Below are 20,006 nucleotides of genomic sequence, written 5' to 3'. Positions count from 1 at the left end.
GTCCGAAATTAGAGGCCATTGATCTCCCGCACGTAGTGGCAGGCGACATGGTGGCCGCAGGCGACCTCCTGCAGCTGCGGCTGTTCACAGAAGCAGTTCTCCTTGGCGTAGACGCAGCGCGGCGCGAAACGGCAGCCCGGTTTGGGGTTGATGGGGGAGGTGATTTCCCCCTTGAGCAGGATGCGCTCCTGCTTCTGATGCAGCTTCGGGCGCGGGATGGCCGACAAGAGCGCCTTGGTGTAGGGGTGGTAGTGGTGGGCGAAAAGCTCCTTGGAGCCCGCGCTTTCCACCATGTTTCCGAGGTACATGACGCCGATGTCGTTGGAGATGTGCTTGACGACCGACAAGTCGTGGGTGATAAACATATAGGTCAGGTTCATCTCCTTCTGCAGATCCTGCAGAAGGTTAAGGATCTGCGCCTGGATGGACATGTCAAGCGCGGAAACCGGCTCGTCGCAGACGATGAATTTGGGGCTCAGCGCGAGCGCGCGGGCGATCCCGATGCGCTGGCGGCGGCCGCCGTCCAGCTCGTGCGGATAGGAGTCGGCCACCCGCTGGGCAAGCCCGACCGTATCCATGAGGGCGGACACCTTTTTATTCCGCTCCGCCTTATCTGCGCACACCTGATAGATGTCCAGCGGTTCGGCAATGATCTCCGACACCGTCATGCGCGGGTTGATCGAGGAATAGGGGTCCTGGAAGATCATCTGCATGTTCCGGCGGTTGTGTTTGAGAGCTTTTTTGTCGAGGCGGGTGATATCCTGTCCCTCGAAGAGCACCCGGCCGTCGGTGGCGTCCAGCAGGTGGACAAGCACCCGGCCAAGGGTGGATTTCCCGCAGCCTGACTCCCCGACGATACCCAGCGTCTTGCCCTCGTCGAGCGAGAAGCTCACGCCGTCGACCGCGTGCAGGGCGCCCTGCGGGACCTTGAAGTATTTTTTCAGATCGGATACCTCTAGCAGCGTTCCCATCGTCACGCCTCCTGTCTATATTTCCCGGATGCACCGGACGGTGTGAGTGTCGGAGAGATGCTGCGTGGGCACCGGCTGCTTTTCACACGCGTCGGTCCGATAGGGACACCGGGGAGCAAAGTTGCATCCGGCGGGCAGGGCGGTGGGGTCCGGCATCAGCCCGGGGATCGGCTGGAGCCGGTCCCGGTCCTCGTCGAGGTCGGGAATGGAGCCGAACAGGCCGACCGTATAGGGGTGGCGCGTGTGCTCAAAGATGTCCTCCGCGGTACCCGACTCGATGATTTCGCCCGCGTACATGATCGCGACGCGGTCGCAGGTTTCCGCCACGATGCCCAGATCGTGGGTGATCAGGATCATCGAGGTGCCGAGCTCCCGCTTAAGCTTTTTCATCATCTCCATGACCTGCGCCTGCACCGTGACGTCGAGCGCGGTGGTGGGTTCGTCCGCGATGAGCAGCGACGGGTTGCAGGCCAGCGCGATCGCAATGACGACCCGCTGTTTCATGCCGCCCGAAAACTGGTGGGGGTACTCGCCGAACCGTTCGCTCGGAATGCCGACCATTTCGAGCATCTCACACGCCCTGACGTGCGCCTCGGCGGCGGTCATCTTTTCATGCAGGCGGATCATCTCGACAATCTGCTCGCCGACCGTCATAATCGGGTTGAGGGCGGTCATCGGGTCCTGATAGATCATCGAAATCCGTTCGCCGCGCACCTTGCGCACCTCGTTGGGCGAGAGCTTGCGCAGGTCACGGCCCTCGAAGAGGATTTCCCCGCTGGGCACGACGGCGGGCGGCACCGGCAGCAGCCGCATGATGGCCAGCGCCGTCGTGGTTTTGCCCGCGCCCGTCTCCCCGACGAGCCCGAGGGTCTCCCCCTTGTGAAGGTTGAGGTTGATGCCGCCCACCGCTGCGACGTTCCCCTTGCGGGTCTTGTAGTTCACAGTGAGATTTTTGATTTCCAAAAGCAGGTCGCTCATAGCTGTTCCCTCCCTAGTCCTTCAACCGCGGGTCGATGGCGTCGCGGATGCCATCGCCGACGATATTTAAAGAGAATACCGTGATCATGATGAAGAGTCCGGGGAAGATCGCCATGTAGGGTTCGTAGCGCAGGTACTGCCGCGCCGCCGAGAGCATGGCGCCCCACTCCGCCTGCGGCGGCTGGATGCCCATGCCGAGGAAGGAGAGGGTGGCGCAGGAGAGGATGGCGGCGGCCACGCCAAGGGTGGACTGCACGATAATCGGGGCGACCGCGTTGGGGAGGATGTGCTTGAGCATAATGCGCAGGTCGCCCGCGCCGATCGACCGGGCGGCCTCAATGTATTCGTTGTCCTTGACGGTGAGCACGGCGGCGCGCGCCACGCGCGCAAAGCCCGGCGCGTTGGCAAGGCCGATGGCGATCATCATGTTGCGCAGCCCGGTGCCGAGGGAAGCGGCGATCGCGATGGCCAGCAGCATACCGGGGATCGCCATCAGCACGTCCATGAAGCGCATGATCACCGTGTCGAACTTTCCTCCGTAGAAGGCGGCGACGGTGCCGAGCGTACCGCCGATCAGCAGGCCGATCGCTACGGCGATGAGGCCGACCTGGAGGGAAATCTGGCTGCCGTAGATGATCCGGCTGAGGATGTCCCGGCCGAAGTTGTCGGTGCCGAACCAGTGCTCACTGCTGGGTGGCTGCTTCGCCTGCGAGGCGTCCTGGTCGTCGTAGCCGCTGGGCGCGAGCAGGGGGGCGAAGCAGGCGCAGAGGATCAGCAGGATCATGACGACCGCGCCGAACGCGGCCATCCGGTTGCGCAGGAAGCTGTGGAGCACGTCGCCCCACAGGCCCTGCTTTTTGGGGAGAGCGTTTTTACGCTTCAACTGCCGCCACCTCCTTGCGTTTTTTCATCTTCTGGTACTGGGATTTGATGCGCGGATCAATGTAGCTGTAGAGGATGTCCACGCCGAGGTTGACGAAGCTGAAGAGAATCGCCATAAAAAGCACGCAGCCCATGACCACCGGCGTGTCACGCGTTTTGATGCTGTCGATCAGGTACTTGCCGATTCCGGGGATGGCGAAGACCGTTTCGCACAGGACGGTGGTGACGCCGAGGAGGTTGCCGAACTGGATGCCGATGACGGTGATAACCGGGATGAGGGCATTTTTAAGCGCGTGGTTGATGACGACCTTGCGTTCGACCTGCCCTTTGCCACGCGCGGTGCGGATGTAGTCCTGCCGGACGGTTTCCAGCATGCTCGAACGGGTGGTGCGCATGATGTTGGCCGCGCCGTTCACCCCCAGCGTGATCGCGGGCATGATGAAGTAGAGCGGCCCGTAGGAACCCGACGCCGGCAGCCAGCCGAGCCGGATGGAAAAGAAGATGATCAGCAGCAGACCGAACCAGAAGGAGGGCATAGACACGCCGATCAGGGAGGTTGCCGTCGCCAGATTGTCGAAGATGGAATACTGCTTGGTGGCGGCGATAACGCCGCAGGTCACCCCGATGACGATCGAGAGGGCGCACCCCAACACCGCCAGCAGGGCGGTGTTGGGGAAGCGCTCAAGGATCTCGGTCATGACGGGGCGCCCGGTAAAGTAGGACTCGCCGAAATCGAACCGGGTCAGGATGTTGCCGGCGTAGCGCACATACTGGACGATGAAGGGGTCGTCGCGCCCGAGCTTGGCGTTGAGCGCGTCGATATCCTCCTGCGTGGCGTTGTCGCCCAGCAGCATCTGGACCGGGTCGCCCGGCGCGATGTACATCAGCGAAAAGACAATCAGCGTGACGCCCAGCAGCACGGGGATCATCAGGAGCAGCCGCTTTAACACATACCGGTACACTTCGTCACCTCATTTCCGACGCATTGCGATTTTATGCAAAGGTCACCTTGTTAAAGGAGTAGCGGCCGGAGGGCGGGGCTTCGAGCCCCTGAATGTTGCTGCGGGCCACGGCGATCTCCTCGCTGTTCCACAGGAAAACCCACGGGCAGTCCTCCACGATCAGCTCCTGCGCCTTGTAGTAGGCGTCGCGGCGCGTATCCTGGTCGATCGTGTTCGCGCCGATATCGAGCAGTTCGTCCACCTCCGGGCTGCTGTAGCGGGCGGTATTGGCCCAGGTGGCGCTGCCGGTGTGGAAGGTGTCGCTCAGGCCGTAGTCGGCGTCACCGGTATAGGTCGGCCAGGTAAGAATGTACATCTGGAAGCCGCCGTTGACGATCTTGTCGAGGTAGGTGGCGTTTTCGAGCACCTCGACCGAGGTGCGGATGCCGACCGCCCCGAGCTGGTTCTGGACCATCTCGGCGATGTCGATGCGCAGCTGGGCGTCGCTCGTGGTGATCACCACGTCGATCCCGTCGGGGTAGCCCGCGTCGGAAAGCAGCTTTTTGGCTTTATCGGGGTCGTAGCTGTAGGGCTTGAGATCGGGGTTGTAGCCCCAGATCGCCGGGGAGATCGGGCCGTCGGCGACCGAACCGGTCGTGCCGTAAACGGTCTGGACGATGCTCTCCTTGTCGATCGCACAGCTGATCGCCTGGCGGACGAGCTTGTTGTCGTAGGGTGCCAGCGTGCAGTCGAAGCCGATGAAGCAGTTGTTGTAGGAGTCGGCGCGCAGCACCTGTACGTCGGGGTTCTCCCCGAGCATCGGCAGGTCGCTGGCGGAGATGTTCATCGCAATGTCCACGCCGCCCGATTCGATCTCGACCGTGCGGCTCGAGGGCTCGGCGATGACGCGCATGATCAGCTTTTTCACGGCGGGCTTGACGCCCCAGTACTGGTCGTTGGCGGTATATTCCAGCCGGTCTCCGCGCACCCATTTGTCCAGCGCGAAGGGACCGCTGCCGACAGGTTCCTCCGCGAACGCTTCGGCGCCCTTTTCGGTGTGGTATTTCTGCGGCACGATGTAGACGTAGCAGAGCTGGGAGAAGAGCGGGCCGCAGGGCTGGGTCATGCGCAGGGTGATCGTGTGCTCGTCGTCGACCGTCGACTTTTCAAGGTCGATCACGTCGACGAAGGGCTGCAGATAGGTGCTGGCCATCGTCTGCCCGATCGAATAGAAGACGTCGTCAGCGGTCAGGGGTTCACCGTTGTGGAAGACCACCCCTTCGCGGATGTGCAGCACCAGTGTGGTGTCGTCGGTGTACTCCCAGCTTTCGGCGATGCAGGGAACTGCCTCGCCGTCTGGACCGAGCGCCAGCAGGGTGTCGAACACCTGCACCTTGAAGTTGGCCGAGGTGCTGTCGTTTTTGCCGTAGGGGTCCATCGTTGTGGGTTCGTTGGCGACCGCCACAATGAGGGTGTCCTTGCCGGACGGGCCGCCGCCCGTATCGCTATTGCCGCCGTCCGCGTTGTTTCCGCAGGCGCTCAGGAGGGTGAGGCAGAGGACGACCGCGAGGAGTGTGCGTAAGAATCTCGTTTTTTTCATTTGAATCCTCCTAATTACAGATGGTCGGTTCAGGTCGTTTTCATCCACAGGGCTAGAAGCCCTTTTCCTGCCGGAGCAGCACCATCCCGCGTTCCAACCGATCGAGGCCCTCCTTCAGGATGGCCCGGCTGGTGGCGAAACAGAGACGGACGTACCCCCTGCCTCCGGGACCGAACATCTTTTCCGAACCGGCGACCAGCGCGAGCTGCACCCGGTCCTGCATAAAGTCGCAGAAAGCGGTGTTCTCCACCCCTGTTTCGCGTATGTCGATCCACAGAAGATAGGTCGCCTCCGGCCGGACGGTGGAAATGCCGCGCATCCCGTTGACCCGTTCCACCGCGTAGTCCCGGTTGTGTTTGAGATGCACGAGGAACTCCTGCGTCCAGTAGCCCGCCTGTTCAAGGCAGGCGGTCCCCGCGATCTGGGAGACCGAAGCGATGCCGCCCGCCGTCGTCATGACGGCTGATTCCTCGACGATCCGCTCAAAGATTTCCCGATCGGTGCAGTAGATGCAGCCGATTCGCAGCCCCGCGACTCCAAACGCCTTGGAAAACCCATACACCGACAGGGTTCGGCGGTTGCGCTCGGCGCCGAGAGACAGGATGCTGAGGAAGGGAGCCTCTCCGTAGGTGATGTCCGACCAGATCTCGTCGTTCATGATCCACAGATCATACTTTTCCGCGAGGGAGAGAATCTGTTCCAAATCCTCCCGGGGGTAGACCTTGCCGAGAGGGTTGTGGGGATTGCAGAGTCCGATCATTTTGGTGCGCGGAGTGATGCAGCTTTCCAGCCCGCTGAAATCGATCTTTCCGTTCACGATCCGCGTCGGGAAGAAGACGGGCGTCGCGCCCGCGGCAAGGACGGCGTTTTTGAAGAGGTAGTCCACCGGGTCGAAGATGACCGCCTCATCCCCCGGCTTCAGCACCGTCTGCGCGATCACATACATGCCGCGCGCGGCGCTGTCGATGGGGAGGACGAGCTCGGGAGGGACCTCCTCCCCCTTACGTTCCCGCAGGTGCCGCGAGATGGCCACCCGGAACTCGGGAATACCCAGCTTGGGCGTGTAGGGCAGGTAGCCGCCGCCGATGTAACGGATCATCGCATCGGTGATCTCCTTTGCGACGGGGAAGTCGGGATCGGCGGCCGTCAGCGGAATCACCCCGTCGGGGACCTCCGCCCAGCGGTAGTTAAAGGCGCGCCTTTTCAGGATATCCAGCTTGACGGCGCTGTCGTCGAAAAGTCTCACGGTTATCTCTCCTCCACACACAGATAGATTACGCCTCACAGATGACTTCGATCTCAAGCTCCGCGTTTTTGGGGAGCTCGGCGACTTGGCAGCAGGCCCTGGCGGGCGGCGTGCCCTTGAAGAAACGGCCGTAGGCCTCGTTGATCTCCTGAAATTTTGTTAAGTCTTTGGCAAGGATGGTCGTCTTGACGATCTTGGACAGGTCGCTGCCCGCCTCCCGCAGGATTTCTGAAATGTTGTTCATAATGCAGTTGGTCTGCTCCGCGATACAGCCCTCCAGCAGCCGGCCGCTCCCGACGTCTATCGGCAGCTGCCCGGAGACAAAAATAAAGCCGTTCGATTTGATTGCCTGGCAGTAGGGGCCCACCGCGGCCGGAGCGTTGTTGGTTGCAATTTTTTCCATTTGTTCATACCACCTTTTCTTTTAATTTTTGGGACTTAAACAGAGCTTAGGATCTGATAACTGTGAAACAGAATAGTTTATTGAACAAAGTTTATATTTTTTTAAACAAATTGACAAAAAAGCAATAAAAGAAGACGTGCCAAAACATGGAAATCAAACCTCATTGTTTTGACACGTGGATAGCGAATGATCTTTCTATCAAACGAACGATGCAATTTTTTTTATTAACTAAATTATATAGCTATAAAATATTTTAGTCAATTGCAATTTTCGACAAATATTTTCCTTCATTATAGGCAATCACATGAATAGGCAACAACAAATTTCCATATCATGTAAAAATTAACGCAAAAAAGCAAACACCGCCGGAAAATTGCTTTGCCAGCGGTGTGAGATAAAAAATATTTTATTATAGATTGCCTGCGTGGGGGGTGAGACACTGAACGATGATTCAGTAAAATCTACTTTTTCTGCTGAAGAGCCCGCAGGTGCAGGTAGACGGTGTTCTTGGAGATGCCGAGGATATCGGCAATCTTGATGACCGAATCCTTGAGCTTGAAAATCCCCTGGCTGTAGAGGATGCTGATGATCTCCTTGTTTTTCTGCGAGGGAATGATGTTCGCGTCGACGTTTACCCGCTCCTTGGCGCTCACCGTCGCCTGCCGCAGCAGCTCGTCGGGGTCGCTGGCATAGCTTTCCTTGATAAAGTTCGGCGCGTACTGTGATTCCTCGACAAAGTTATCGATGATGCGGGAGAAGGGGGTGTTGAGGTAAAAATTGATGCAGAGCAGACCGATTGCACGGCCGCCCTCCCCCTTGATGATAATCGTCGTCGCCTTGAGGGGTTCTCCCTTTTTGTTCTTCGCGCGGTAGGAGATATAGCCGCGGTCGCCGTCCGCTTCGATTCGGGAGAGCATGTTCAGCGCCAGGTCGGTGATGGGCGCGCCCTCCTTGCGTCCGGTGTAGTGCCCGTTGATGATCTTGACGACCGACTGGTCGAGGTTCTCCAGGCTGTGCAGGACGAATTCGTACCCGTCGCCCAGGTAATCCGCCAGCCCGTCCACGACTGTTTTGCAGGACTCCAATATGATTTTATCGACTGGTGTAAGAACAATATTCGCCTTCTCCATAAGGTCCTCTTTTCCATATCGTCGTTGAAGGTCTTTGATTTGTTTATTATATCGGGATTTATTTTGGAATACAATAGTAAAAAATATTTTATTGAATGAATTATTATTACCGCACAAGGAATCACCGGGAAATTTGTTGATATTTTGCATGAGCGCGCGGGGTTTCATAGCTTTTCCGTCGCGGCGGCATGCAAAATCCTGGCGGAGAACCGCGCTCATTCGCACGAGGGAAATGCCTCTCCTTGACACATCGAGCGGGCGCATATTATCATAATGGCAGGCCCGCCCGATGGCGCGGAACGCGAGTGCGCGGTCTGGGGAGGAAACGAAATGAAGCTGGATTATTACCGGGGCCGGCGGGTGCTCGTAACGGGGCACACCGGCTTTAAGGGCGCGTGGCTCTGCGGGCTGCTCGAGCTTTTGGGGGCGGAGACGGCGGGCTTCGCGCTGCCGCCGGGGGAGCCCTCCCTCTACGCGGTGCTCGGGCTGGAGGGGGAACTGCGCTCGGTCATGGGAGACGTCCGGGACCCGGACGCCCTCGGAGAGCTCTTTGACGCGTTCCGGCCCGAGGTGGTTTTCCACCTCGCGGCGCAGCCGATCGTGCGGGAGGGGTACCGCGACCCCGCCGGCACCTTTGAAGTCAACCTGATGGGTACGGTGCGCCTGCTGGAGTGTGTCCGGAGGCATCCCTGCGTGCGCTCGGCCCTCGTCGTCACGACCGACAAGGTCTACCAAAACAGCGGACAGGGCCGACCCTTCCGGGAGGAGGACCCGCTCGGCGGTTCGGACCCTTACGCGGGCAGCAAGTCGTGCGCCGAACTGGCGGTGCGGAGCTATGTGGAGTCCTTTTTCGCGGGAGGTCCGGCCGTCTCGACCGCGCGGGCGGGCAACGTGATCGGCGGCGGGGACTTCGCGCCCGGGCGCATCCTGCCCGACTGCGTGCGCGCCGCGCTGGCGGGGGAGCCCGTCCGCCTGCGGCATCCCGGCTCGGTGCGGCCCTACCAGCATGTGCTCGAGGCGCTCTCCGCCTACCTGCTGATCGCCGCGGCGCAGGCGGAGGACCCCTCGCTCGCCGGCTGCTACAACGTCGGTCCCGGCGCGGAGGGCCGGATCACGACGGGAGAGCTGGCGGATCTCTTCTGCGGGGCGTGGGGAGAGGGCGCCTCGTGGGTATCCGCTCCGGACGGCGGCCCGCCCGAGGCGGACACGCTCCTGCTCGGGTGCGAAAAGCTGGAGGCGCGGCTTGGCTGGCGGCCCCTGTGGGGAATCCAAACCGCCGTGGAAAAAACGGTGGAGTGGGCGAAATGCCATGCGGCGGGAGAGGACGCGGCGGCCTGCGCCCGCCGGCAGATGGCGGAATACCTGCGCGCCTTCGGATCCGGCGGGGCGGGAATGTGAAAGAAGATTGACGAACGGGCGGGAATCGCATATGATGGAAACAGGACGTCCGGCGGAAAAATAAATCGCGCGCATCGGCGCAAACTAAGACGGAATAACGGCAAGGAGCGATGAAGATGAAAATCCGTAAGGCAGTGATCCCGGCCGCGGGGCTGGGGACGAGAGTGCTCCCGGCGACAAAGGCGATGCCCAAGGAGATGCTTGCGATCGTGGACAAGCCCGCGATCCAGTATATCGTGGAGGAGGCCGCCAAAAGCGGCATCGAGGACATCTGCATCATCCTCAGCCGGGGCAAGCACGTGGTCGAGGACCACTTCGACCGCTCCCCCGAACTGGAGGAGCACCTGCTCAAAAAGGGCAAGCGGGAGGTCTACGACGAGGTGGTGGGCATCTCCCGGCTTGCGAACATCACTTACGTGCGCCAGCAGGAGGCCAAGGGGCTGGGCAGCGCGGTGCTCTGCGCGAAGCCGTTCGTGGGGGAGGAGCCGTTCGCGGTGCTCTACGGCGACGACGTCATCATGGGAAGGGACCCCGTCTGCCGCCAGCTGATCGAGCAGTATGAGCGTTACGGGCTCGGCTGCCTCGGCATGAAGGAGGTGCCCTTCGACCAGGTGACGCGCTACTCCTCCCTCAAGGTGGAGGCGCTCAGGGACAACGTCTACCGGGTGAGCGACATGGTGGAAAAGCCCCAGACCCCCGAGCAGGCGTTTTCCAACTTTTCGATCCTCGGGCGCTGCATCCTGCCGCCCGGCATCTTCAAAATCCTCGAGTCGCTGCCGGTGGGCGCGGGCGGGGAATACCAGCTCACCGACGCGATGAAGGTGCTCGCGCGGGAGGAGGGGATGATCGGCGTGGATTTCGTCGGCACCCGGTATGACATGGGCAACAAGCTGGGCATCATGCAGGCGGCGGTTGAGACGGCGGTGAACCACCCCGAGATCGGCCGGGAATTCCGCGATTACCTGCGGGAATTCGTCCGCACGCTGTAAAAGGATAAAAAAAGAACCGCCGGAAGGCGGTTCTTTTTTTATCGGTCCACGTTTCACGCAGCCGCATGGCCCGGGCGGACCATGCAGAACTGCTTGAGGGAAAAGTGCTTCTGGACGACCTCAAAGAGGCGGAAGCCATAGTGCTCATACATTTTGACGTTCTGCTCGTTGTGGGTCTCGAGGGAAACCAGCAGGTCGTTTTCGTCGGCGTAATCCTGGATGGCGCGCATCAGCTTGGTTGCGACGCCTCTGCCGCGCATCGACGGGCGCACCGCGAAGTAGATGATGTGCATGCGGCGGTCGGAGCCGATGTCGTCGGTCCACACCGAGTTGAGGTAGTCCTTGCCTTTGAGGAAGTTCCAGAAGGTCCGCAGCGAGTGGTCGTCGCGGATGAGGTACGCGCCCGTCTTGAGCGCGTAGTACAGCTCGATGGCGTAGTATTTGAGCGGGTTGTAGGGCTCGGTTTCATCCGAGACCACGATAATGCCGTTTAAATCGGCGCTGTCGGCGTACACTTCACAGTTTTCAAACAGTTCATCCAGATCGCAGCTGAAAAGTTCCGGCAGAAGTTTTTGGCGTTTGTCCTTTTGCGGGATCAGTTGCAGGTAAAGAGGGTCCTTCGCGAAGCACTCGGTCAAAAGCTGGTTCAGCTTGGGCGCGTCCTCCCTGCCCACACGGTATAATCGGTCGGTTTTCAAGATTTCACTCACCTTTAAAATTTGTTGGCTGATACAAATAGACGCCGCATTTTTTGGTGAGTTTGGCTAGCTCATAATTCCACCCCTAAGCGTTTTGTTTGCCGGATGGAACTGCGCCTCTGGATGTTCTGATTATAGCACCTTGCACAGGAAATCCGCAAACGGATTGTGGCGCGCGGGAGCGCGCTGGGCCGCACCGGGGCGCGGTCTCGGCTCCCGCGAGAGGCGCGATCTTTGTTTTTCTCGCGTTATCACGCGCTCCCTTCGTATTTCGCGATGTTTGCGAGCATCCGCGCGAGCGTCGCGCAGGCGTCGCGCTCCTCGGTGAGCAGCTCGGCGAGCAGCGCGCGCTGGGCCTCGTACGCCTCCTCCACGGCGGCCCGCTCCTCCGATAGGTCCGCGTCCCGGCCGCCGCGCTTTTCGAGCAGGGACCGCACCGTCCCCGACAGGTCGCAAAGCCCGGGAAGCCGTCCCGCGCCCCACATCAGCCGGTGGGCCGGCCGCTCGGTCACGTAGCCGGTGAAGTGGCGGCAGGTGCGCTCGTCAAAGGAGAAGGCGTAGCGGTTCACGTCGATGTGGGAGACCGCGCTGAGTGCGCGGGGGATGTCTTTCGCGGCCAGCGCCTCCCGCGCGGCCTCGAGCCCGGCGAGCGCCTGCTGGGCGTACTCGTGCGGAAAGATCACGTCGTCGTGCCAGGTGAGCCGCACAAATGCGTCCTCGCAGAACTGGAACGCCTCGAGCAGCGCGGCGTTCAGGCGCCCGGCGCGCGCATAGAGCGCGTCCGCCGCCTCCCCGCCCGCGGCAAGCGCGGCGGCGTACCGGTGGTTGAAGGCGCCCACCCGCCGCCAGCAGACCTCCGCCTGGGTGGCGGCGGCCTGCGCCGCGCGCAGCAGCGGCTCTCCGTCGATGCCGCAGCGGCCGAGCAGGCCGGGGTCGAGGGTGCCGGCGAGCGCCGCGAGGCGGGGGCCGAAGTCAAGCGGGACCGCCGCGCAGCTGTCGAGCGCGAGGGCCAGCGCACCGAAAAGCCCGTGGTGGAAGCGGTAGATATCCGCGTCGTAGGCGTCGTCGTTATCGAACTGGGAGTGGTAGTGCGTCTCCATGAAGCTGCCGCCCGCGAAGTCGTTGACGAGGGAGGGCACCCCGGCGATCGCCATCGAAAAATCGTCCGACCAGGTGAGGACGGGGGAGGCGATCCCCACGCCGCCCGGATAGGGGGCGGAGACGTCGGGCAGGGAATCCGCGAAGCCGCGCAGAAAGGTGGAATACTCGTAGACGCAGCGGATGACGTCCTGCGCGTCGTGCGGGTAGGCGGGCAGCTCGAAGTTGAGGTCGGCGATCACCCGGCCGCGCCACTCGGGGCGGACGTTGAAAATCTGGTTGTAGGCACCGGTCGACCAGTCGTATTTGCAGTCGGACACCCCCCATTCCTCGGCGGCCATCGCGCAGAAGACGAGGGTGCGGCAGGGCCGGCAGCCGCTTTGCACAAGCGCACGGGCGATGCCGAGCATGAGCGCGACGGCGGCGTTGTCGTCCTGAAAGCCGGAAAAATAGCTGTCGTAGTGGGCGCTGAGCAGGATCATCGATTCGGGGTCCGCGCCGGGAATCTCCCCGACGATGTTGTAGGAGGTGCCGCCGAAGCCGACCGAGGATTCCGCGTCGAAAAAGACGGGCGTTTCGCCGCCGAAGCCGCCGGTGAGGGCGCGCAGTGCGCGCGCGTCGCGGCGGGAGAGGGAAAAGGCGGGCGCGTCGGCGGGGCCGCAGATGTTCTGGGCGTTGAGGGCGGCGGAGTCGACGCCGCCGTAGCCCCCCTGCTGCACGGCGACGACCGCCGCCGCGCCCATCAGGTGCGCCTGGTAGACGGGGTAGGAGATCCACCAGTCGTCCCGCTGGTTGATGTCCACGAGCACGAGCTTGCCGCGCAGGTCGAGCTTTTGCAGCTCGCCGGCGGTGCCCCGTCCGCCGTCGACAAGGGTGAATTCCCGCCAGCCGCCGGTGGAAAAGTTCGTCTGGTAGCCGCCGAGCTCGAAGTAGTGCTCGGCGCCCTCCCCGTCGGAGACGCACATGCGCGCCCGCTCGAACTCCCAAGTGTCGAGGGTGAAGGGGTCCTTGCGCACGTTTTGCAGGCCGAGCTCCTCCATCTCCGCGAGGAGCATCTCCCCGGTCAAAAACTCCGCGCGGGAGCCCGCCGTGCGGAAGCCCAGCGTGGGGTTGGAGCGAAACTGCTCCATCCGTTTTGCGAAGCGGTAGGATTCCTCCGCGTCCACCTTTTGCAGGTAGGCCCGCTGCAATTCTGCCAGGGTCATGGGGGACGCCTCCCGTCAGTCGAGTTGATAGACGCTGCGCGCGTTTTGGCAGGTGATGTCGAGCAGTTCCTGCGCGGGGATTCCCTTGATCGCGGCGAGCCGTTCGGCGGTGTGGGGGATGAGCGACGAGTCGCACCGCCTGCCGCGGAAGGGCTCGGGGGTCATGTAGGGGCAGTCGGTCTCGACGAGCAGGCGGTCGAGCGGCACCGCGGCCGCCGCCTCGGCGGGCCTCTTCGCGTTTTTGAAGGTGACCGCCCCGCCGAACGCGATATACATGCCGAGCTTCAGAATCTCCGCCGCCATCTCCGCGCTGCCCGAGAAGCAGTGCAGGATCCCCTTGGGGCGGTATTTCCGGAGCAGCGCGAGAGTGTCGGCGTGCGCCTCCCGGTCGTGGATGACGACCGGCATGCCGAGATCGCCGGCCAGTCCGAGCTGCGCCTCAAAGACCCGCTGCTGCACGTCGCGCGGGGAGAAGTCGTAGTGGTAGTCGAGCCCGATCTCCCCGACCGCGACGACCTTGGGGTCACGCGCGTAGCCGGCGATGGCGTCGAGGTCGCCCGGCGCGAAGGAGGCCGCCTCGTGCGGATGAACGCCCGCCGCGCAGTAGAAATAGTCATACCGGTGTGCGAGCGCGAGCCCGGAGGCGGAGGTTTTCATGTCGCTCGCGGCGTTGACCACCGCGACGACCCCCTTGGCGGGCAGCGATTCGAGCAGCGCGCCGCGGTCTTCGTCGAAGCGCTCGTCGTCGTAGTGGGCGTGGGTATCGAAGATGTTCTGGTACATGGCGCACCTCGCATGGCAAATTTTTCAATACTATGATATTGTTGACTAATCTGAAATTTCGTAGTAACATATAAACGGAAGGAGGGGAATCCATTGAAGCTGATCGACGTGTACCTGGGCAGGCATGGGAAAAAGCGGTACGACGTCTTCAAGGAGACGGGGCTCAGCCAGCAGACGCTGGCAAGCGCCAACGGCAAGCCCGCCGCTTCGCTGACCGGCAGAATCCTGCAGGCGATCGGCCGGACGGTCGGGGAGACGCCGGGAAGGGTGCTGGACGAAATGCTGAAGATCGAACAGGAGGGATTCGCGATGACCGTAACCACAAAGGAAGAGCTGCTTGCCGCGCTCAAAGGGAGCGCCGACCGGATCGAGGTGCGGGGCGGGCTGCGCGCGGAGGTCATGAAGCTCGGCCGCCGGATGTACCAGGCGGACTATTCCGGCCTCACACCCGGATCGGTGCTGCTGATCGGGGTGGGCACGCCGCTGCTCGAAAAGCTCTGCAACGTCCTCCTCGCCCTCTTCCGCGACGAAACCGAGGAGGAGAAGGCGAACCTCAAAATCGCCGACCGCCTGCGCTACTACAACCTGCATATCGTCGAAGGGGAGGACGGGCACCAGAACATGCAGCTCGTCTCCAAGCAGCTGGAGTACCTCGACGGGAAGGGAAACCTCTGAAAAGCGAGGCTGTTGCAAAGCTCCTTTGCAACAGCCTCCGTTCTTTTTTCCGGGGGACTTTGAAAAGTCCCCCGGACCCCGAAACTTCTGGTCTTTCTCCCGCACGGGGCGCGTAAGCGGCGGCGAAGAGCGCCCCGCCTGAATCAAAAGCTTTGAGGGTTTCCAAAGGGAACTTTCTCGAAAGTTCCCTTTGGCTACCGCACCACCGAGCCGCAGGGGACGGATTCGTCGACGAAGACGACCTTCACGTCGTTTTCGCCCGCGTCGGCGGCGAGGATCATGCCGTTGGACTCGACGCCGCGCAGCTTGGCGGGCTTGAGGTTGGCGACGACGATCACCTTCCTGCCGGTGAGCGCCTCCGGCTCGTACCACGGATGGATGCCCGAAACGACCTGGCGCGGCGTGCCGCTGCCGTCGTCGAGGGTGAGCTTCAGGAGCTTGTCCGCCTTGGGCACCGGCTCGCAGGCGGTCACCTGCGCGACGCGCAGCTGCACCTTCGCAAAGTCGTCGATCGTGATGAGCGACGCGACGCCCTCCGGTTTTTCCTCCCGGGCGGCGGGCTTCTTTTCCGCGGCGGCGGCCTTTTCCACGGCGGCGGCGCGCGCCTTTTCGAGCGCCTCGAGCTCCTTGGCCACGTCGATGCGCGGGAAGAGCCCCTCGCCCTTGCGGACCGTCACGCCGGCGGGCAGCAGGCCCCACGTCCCGGCGGATTCGTAGGTGGATGCTTCCGCGGGCGCGCCGATCTGCTCGAAGATCTTCGGGGAGGTGGCGGGCATGAAGGGCGCGAGCAGGATGCCCGCGATGCGCACGCACTCCAAAAGGTTATAGAGCACCGTGGCCAGGCGGGGACGGTTGGCCTCCTCCTTGGCGAGCACCCAGGGGGCGGTTTCGTCGATGTATTTGTTGGTGCGGGAGATCAGCTTGAAGACCTCGATCAGCGCGTTCTGGAAGGCGTACTGCTCCATCTGCGCCTCGTAGCGGTCCTTGAGCCCGCGTGCGATCGAAACGATCTCCTCGTCGACCGGCTCGGATTTCCGCTCCGCGGGAAGGGCGCCGCCGAAATATTTTTCCGCCATCGCCACCGAGCGGGAGACGAGGTTGCCCAGGTCGTTGGCGAGGTCGGCGTTGATGCGGGTGATGAGCCCCTCGTTGGAAAAGAGGCCGTCCGAGCCAAAGGGGAACTCGCGGAGCAGGAAGTAGCGGATGGCGTCGACGCCGTACCGCTCGACGAGCACGACGGGGTCGACGACGTTGCCCTTCGACTTGCTCATCTTGCCGCCCTCGAGCAGCAGCCAGCCGTGGCCGAAGACCTTTTTGGGCAGCGGCAGGTCGAGCGCCATGAGCATGGCGGGCCAGATGATCGTGTGGAAGCGCATGATCTCCTTGCCGACGAAGTGCACGTCGGCGGGCCAGAACTTCTCGAAGTCGTGATACTTATCGTTGCCGTAGCCGAGCGCGGTGATGTAGTTGGTCAACGCGTCGACCCACACGTAGACGACATGGCCGGGGTCGAAGGTGACGGGGATGCCCCACGAGAAGGAGGTGCGGGAGACGCACAGATCCTCGAGGCCGGGCCTGATAAAGTTGTTGACCATCTCGTTGAGGCGGCTCTGCGGCTCCATGAAGTGGGGATTCTCCTCATAGAGCCTGATCAGGCGGTCCTGGAAGGCGGAGAGCTTGAAGAAATAGGCCTCCTCCTCCGCGTCGATGACCTCGCGGCCGCAGTCGGGGCATTTGCCGTCCTTGAGCTGGCTCTCGGTCCAGAAGGACTCGCAGGGGGTGCAGTACTTGCCCTTGTAGGAGCCCTTGTAGATATAGCCCCTGTCGTAGAGGTCCTTGAAAATCTTCTGCACCGATTCCACATGGTAGTCGTCGGTGGTGCGGATGAACCGGTCGTTGGAGATGTTGAGGAGCTTCCACAGCTCCTTGATGCCGGCGACCACCCTGTCGACATACTGCTGCGGGGTCACGCCGGCGGCTTTGGCTTTTTCCTCAATCTTCTGGCCGTGCTCGTCGGTGCCGGTCAGGAACATGACGTCAAACCCCTGCATGCGCTTGTAGCGCGCCATGACGTCCGTCGCGACGGTGCAGTAGCTGTGCCCGATGTGCAGCTTGTCCGACGGGTAGTAGATGGGGGTGGTGATGTAAAATGTCTTTCCTGTTCCATTCATGATGTGGAACCTCCTTGCATGAGTTTGGTGTCGTCAATGTAATGATATAGTATACCACGAATTGGGTAAAATGAACAGGGCCTGTGGAAAGTTTTTGCCGCCCGGAACCCATTGGGCGGCCGGGCGGCAAAGAAAAAAGGACCGCCGGTGGGCGGTCCTTTTACAGCGGGCAGTCGATGCTGTCGCTGAGCGCGACGCGCAGGGGGGAAAAGCGGTCGGAGAGATAGTCCGCGGCATCGCAGAAGACCGCGGACGGCACGCTCTGGTCGTCCTCCACGGGCAGGGTAAAGACGACGGTGGTCCCCTTCCCGGGCGTGGAGGTGAGCGCGATGGTGCCGCCGATGGCGGCGATGGAATCGCGGGCGATCGTCAGGCCGAGGCCGTTGCCCGAAAAGGGCCGTCCCCCGTGGTCGTAGGAAAAGTACGGCTCAAAGACGCGCGGCTGCACGTCGGGCGGGATCCCAAGCCCGCGGTCCGCGACCGAAACGCTGAGCATCCCCCGCTTGAGGCGCACCCGGAGGGCGATCTGATTGCCGGGCCGGGTGTAGCGGCAGGCGTTCGAGAGGATGTTGAGCAGGGCCGCGGACACCTTCTGGGTGTCGCAGGCGGCGGGCAGCATCCCCTCGGGAATGTCGGCGGAGAGCGGGATGCCGGTCGGTTCGATGAGGGCGGCGGCCGCTGAAGAAAGCTCCCGCAGGTAGTGGAAGAGGTCGACCCGCCGGGTCCGCACGGGCGAAAATCCATAGGTCAGGCGGGTGTAGTCGGAAATCCACTCGCTGCTGCGCAGCAGCCGGAAGGCGCTCTGGTTGATGGCGGCGAGGTAATCGGGCATGCGCTCGCGGTCCTTTTCGGACGAGCCGGGGCCGCAGTTGCGGGAGAGCAGGGTGAGCATCGAAAAGATGACGGTCAGGGGCGCGCGGTACTGGTTGCCGAAGGAGGAGAGGGTGCGCGACATCCCCTCGGGGCGCATGCCGGAGCCCTGCCCGGCGCCGGAGGCCGGCAGCAGGAGGTAACGGCCGCTCCCGTCGGGCAGGGCGCAGATGACGGTGGGCCGTTCGGCGAACAGGTGGTCCGGGCCGGCGGTGGTAAAGGAGCCGCACCGGTCGATCTCCGCGCGGACGACCTCGGGGTCGTAGCCGTGCAGCAGCAGCTGCGCGCCGTCCGGCAGGGCCAGCGCGGGCATTTCCCGGGCGCCGGCGGCGCTGTGCCAGACGAGACGGAAATCATGGTCCATCACGGCGGCGGGCTGGCCGGAGGCGTCCAGAAGTCCGGCCAGCAGGTCGAAAAAGGAGTCTGTTCGGGAATCGTCCAAAGGCGCACCTCCTCGCTGCGGAACTGCACTTATCATTTGGGAAGGGCCGCGGAAATATTCGGATTCCAGATTTTGCATGAAGGCCCGGGATCAGGGAAAACAGGGACCTTTCGACACAAATCGACAGAAAATTCCGTTTCAATTATAGTATATGGGGGTGTTTTTTTCAATAGGAGTTGGGCGTTTTCAATAAAAAGCAAAGTATAAACATCCCGGGATTGCAGAAAATAAAAAAAATCGTTTAAAGTTTATCAGAGTTCTTGTAGTTTCCAGAGATTTGTATTATGATAAAGGTATCAAAAATACAGGAGGTTGTTTCCAATGGCAATTAAAGTTGGTATCAACGGTTTTGGCCGTATCGGCAGGCTTGTTTTCCGCGCTGGACTGGACAATCCGAACATTGAATTCGTGGGCGTCAACGATCCGTTCATGACCCCTGACTATTGCGCTTACATGCTCCGCTATGACACGGTTCATGGCCAGTATACGGGCGAAGTGAGCTACACCGACGACGCGATCATCGTCAACGGCAAGACTGTCAAGTTCTATGCCGAGCGGGAGCCCGCCAACATTCCGTGGGGCGCGTGCGGCGCCGAGTATGTGGTTGAGTCCACCGGCGTTTTCACCACCATGGACACCGCTGGCGCGCACCTGAAGGCCGGCGCCAAGAAGGTCATCATCTCCGCTCCCTCCAAGGACGCGCCGATGTTTGTCATGGGCGTCAACCACGAGACCTACCAGCCGAGCATGGACATCGTCTCCAACGCTTCCTGCACCACCAACTGCCTGGCGCCTCTGGCGAAAGTCATCAACGACGAGTTCGGCATTGTCGACGGCCTGATGACCACCGTCCATTCCACCACCGGCACCCAGAAGACTGTTGACGGTCCTTCCAAGAAGGACTGGAGGGGCGGCCGCGCTGCTTCCGGCAACATCATCCCGTCTTCCACCGGCGCCGCCAAGGCTGTGGGCAAGGTCATCCCCGAGCTCAACGGCAAGCTGACCGGCATGGCGTTCCGCGTCCCGACGCTGGACGTCTCCGTCGTCGACCTGACCGTCAACCTCGCGAAGGCCGCCTCCTATGAGGAGATCTGCGCCGCGCTGAAGAAGGCTTCCGAGACCTCCCTCAAGGGCATCCTCGGCTACACCGAGGACGACGTGGTTTCGTCCGACTTCATCGGCGACGCCCGCACCTCCATCTTCGACAAGAAGGCCGGCATCGCGCTGACCGACAAGTTCGTCAAGCTGGTTTCCTGGTATGACAACGAGTGGGGCTACAGCAACAAGGTCCTCATGCTCATCCAGCACATGGCTACCGTTGATCATAAGTAATAGGTTTTTGAAAGAGCCGCCCAAAAGGGCGGCTCTTTTGTTTTGCCGCTCATCGGGCGGCAGAGTTGCCGGGTCCCGCCCCGGCAGGCGGGTCGACTTCTTGCGCGCCCAAGAAGTCGACGGAAGAAGGGCGCTCAAGGGGGGCTCACTTGAAGAAGGCAGGGCGCAAAGCTCGCCCCCCTTGAGAATCCCCC

At 61.9% G+C, this 20,006-nt stretch carries 17 protein-coding genes; 4 read left to right on the top strand and 13 right to left on the bottom strand.

All coding sequences use genetic code 11. The features are described from left to right. Positions 1–8: 8 nt before the first annotated feature. From RDM88_RS01435 to RDM88_RS01400, 8 genes are all read right to left on the bottom strand, one after another. Positions 9–971, bottom strand: a complete 963-nt coding sequence (locus RDM88_RS01435) for an oligopeptide/dipeptide ABC transporter ATP-binding protein (RefSeq protein ID WP_308752488.1) — start codon at positions 969–971, stop codon at positions 9–11. Between the two features lie 15 nt (positions 972–986). Further along, the gene (locus RDM88_RS01430) at positions 987–1,949 is read right to left on the bottom strand and encodes an ABC transporter ATP-binding protein (RefSeq protein ID WP_308752485.1); all 963 of its coding nucleotides are present in this window, start codon (positions 1,947–1,949) and stop codon (positions 987–989) included. Between the two features lie 13 nt (positions 1,950–1,962). Further along, entirely contained in the window at positions 1,963–2,832 is an 870-nt protein-coding gene (locus RDM88_RS01425; RefSeq protein ID WP_308752483.1) for an ABC transporter permease, read from the bottom strand. After that, positions 2,822–3,793 (bottom strand): ABC transporter permease, encoded by a 972-nt coding sequence (locus RDM88_RS01420; RefSeq protein ID WP_308752481.1) that lies wholly within the window; start codon positions 3,791–3,793, stop codon positions 2,822–2,824. Before RDM88_RS01420 ends, RDM88_RS01425 begins: the two co-directional genes overlap by 11 nt. Before the next feature lie 31 nt (positions 3,794–3,824). Further along, entirely contained in the window at positions 3,825–5,372 is a 1,548-nt protein-coding gene (locus RDM88_RS01415; protein ID WP_308752479.1) for an ABC transporter substrate-binding protein, read from the bottom strand. Between the two features lie 52 nt (positions 5,373–5,424). Then, positions 5,425–6,618 carry a pyridoxal phosphate-dependent aminotransferase gene (locus tag RDM88_RS01410; RefSeq protein ID WP_308752477.1) on the bottom strand — a complete coding sequence of 398 codons (1,194 nt, stop codon included), beginning with the start codon at positions 6,616–6,618 and terminating at the stop codon, positions 5,425–5,427. A gap of 28 nt (positions 6,619–6,646) precedes the next feature. After that, on the bottom strand, positions 6,647–7,021 hold the full coding sequence (locus RDM88_RS01405) for a RidA family protein (protein ID WP_308752475.1): 375 nt from the start codon (positions 7,019–7,021) through the stop codon (positions 6,647–6,649). Positions 7,022–7,482: 461 nt separating this feature from the next. Continuing rightward, on the bottom strand, positions 7,483–8,151 hold the full coding sequence (locus RDM88_RS01400) for a PAS domain-containing protein (RefSeq protein WP_308752473.1): 669 nt from the start codon (positions 8,149–8,151) through the stop codon (positions 7,483–7,485). A 330-nt stretch (positions 8,152–8,481) separates the two neighbouring features. On the opposite strand from RDM88_RS01400, the gene rfbG reads away from it, so the two are divergent. After that, positions 8,482–9,549: a CDP-glucose 4,6-dehydratase gene (rfbG, locus tag RDM88_RS01395; RefSeq protein ID WP_308752471.1), complete on the top strand. Its 1,068-nt coding sequence runs from the start codon at positions 8,482–8,484 to the stop codon at positions 9,547–9,549. 116 nt (positions 9,550–9,665) lie between these two features. After that, a complete protein-coding gene (galU, locus tag RDM88_RS01390) occupies positions 9,666–10,538 on the top strand; it encodes a UTP--glucose-1-phosphate uridylyltransferase GalU (protein WP_308752469.1) in 873 nt (290 codons plus the stop codon). 53 nt (positions 10,539–10,591) lie between these two features. Here galU and RDM88_RS01385 read toward each other — a convergent pair whose 3' ends face one another. From RDM88_RS01385 to RDM88_RS01375, 3 genes are all read right to left on the bottom strand, one after another. Continuing rightward, a complete protein-coding gene (locus RDM88_RS01385) occupies positions 10,592–11,236 on the bottom strand; it encodes a GNAT family N-acetyltransferase (RefSeq protein WP_308752467.1) in 645 nt (214 codons plus the stop codon). 251 nt (positions 11,237–11,487) lie between these two features. Then, positions 11,488–13,539, bottom strand: coding sequence for a M28 family peptidase (locus tag RDM88_RS01380; protein ID WP_308752466.1), 2,052 nt, complete (start codon positions 13,537–13,539; stop codon positions 11,488–11,490). 15 nt (positions 13,540–13,554) lie between these two features. Beyond that, positions 13,555–14,322: a TatD family hydrolase gene (locus RDM88_RS01375; RefSeq protein WP_308752465.1), complete on the bottom strand. Its 768-nt coding sequence runs from the start codon at positions 14,320–14,322 to the stop codon at positions 13,555–13,557. A 93-nt stretch (positions 14,323–14,415) separates the two neighbouring features. Here RDM88_RS01375 and RDM88_RS01370 point away from each other — a divergent pair, with 93 nt between their 5' ends. Then, on the top strand, positions 14,416–14,997 hold the full coding sequence (locus RDM88_RS01370; RefSeq protein ID WP_308752463.1) for a hypothetical protein: 582 nt from the start codon (positions 14,416–14,418) through the stop codon (positions 14,995–14,997). 194 nt (positions 14,998–15,191) lie between these two features. Here the strand turns inward: RDM88_RS01370 and metG are convergent, their stop codons facing one another. Both metG and RDM88_RS01360 read right to left on the bottom strand, forming a co-directional pair. Continuing rightward, on the bottom strand, positions 15,192–17,168 hold the full coding sequence (gene metG / locus RDM88_RS01365; RefSeq protein WP_308752460.1) for a methionine--tRNA ligase: 1,977 nt from the start codon (positions 17,166–17,168) through the stop codon (positions 15,192–15,194). A gap of 160 nt (positions 17,169–17,328) precedes the next feature. Further along, positions 17,329–18,480 (bottom strand): HAMP domain-containing sensor histidine kinase, encoded by a 1,152-nt coding sequence (locus RDM88_RS01360; RefSeq protein ID WP_308752458.1) that lies wholly within the window; start codon positions 18,478–18,480, stop codon positions 17,329–17,331. Between the two features lie 321 nt (positions 18,481–18,801). Between RDM88_RS01360 and gap the strand changes: the two genes are divergently transcribed. After that, complete coding sequence (gene gap / locus RDM88_RS01355; protein WP_308752456.1) at positions 18,802–19,812, top strand: type I glyceraldehyde-3-phosphate dehydrogenase; 1,011 nt, start codon at positions 18,802–18,804, stop codon at positions 19,810–19,812. The last annotated feature ends 194 nt before the right edge of the window (positions 19,813–20,006 follow it).

The sequence above is a fragment of the uncultured Anaerotruncus sp. genome (assembly GCF_902490045.1).
Classification (GTDB): Bacteria; Bacillota; Clostridia; order Oscillospirales; family Ruminococcaceae; genus Anaerotruncus.
Note: the sequence above shows the minus strand (reverse complement) of the source record. Positions and strands in the feature narration are given on the sequence as shown.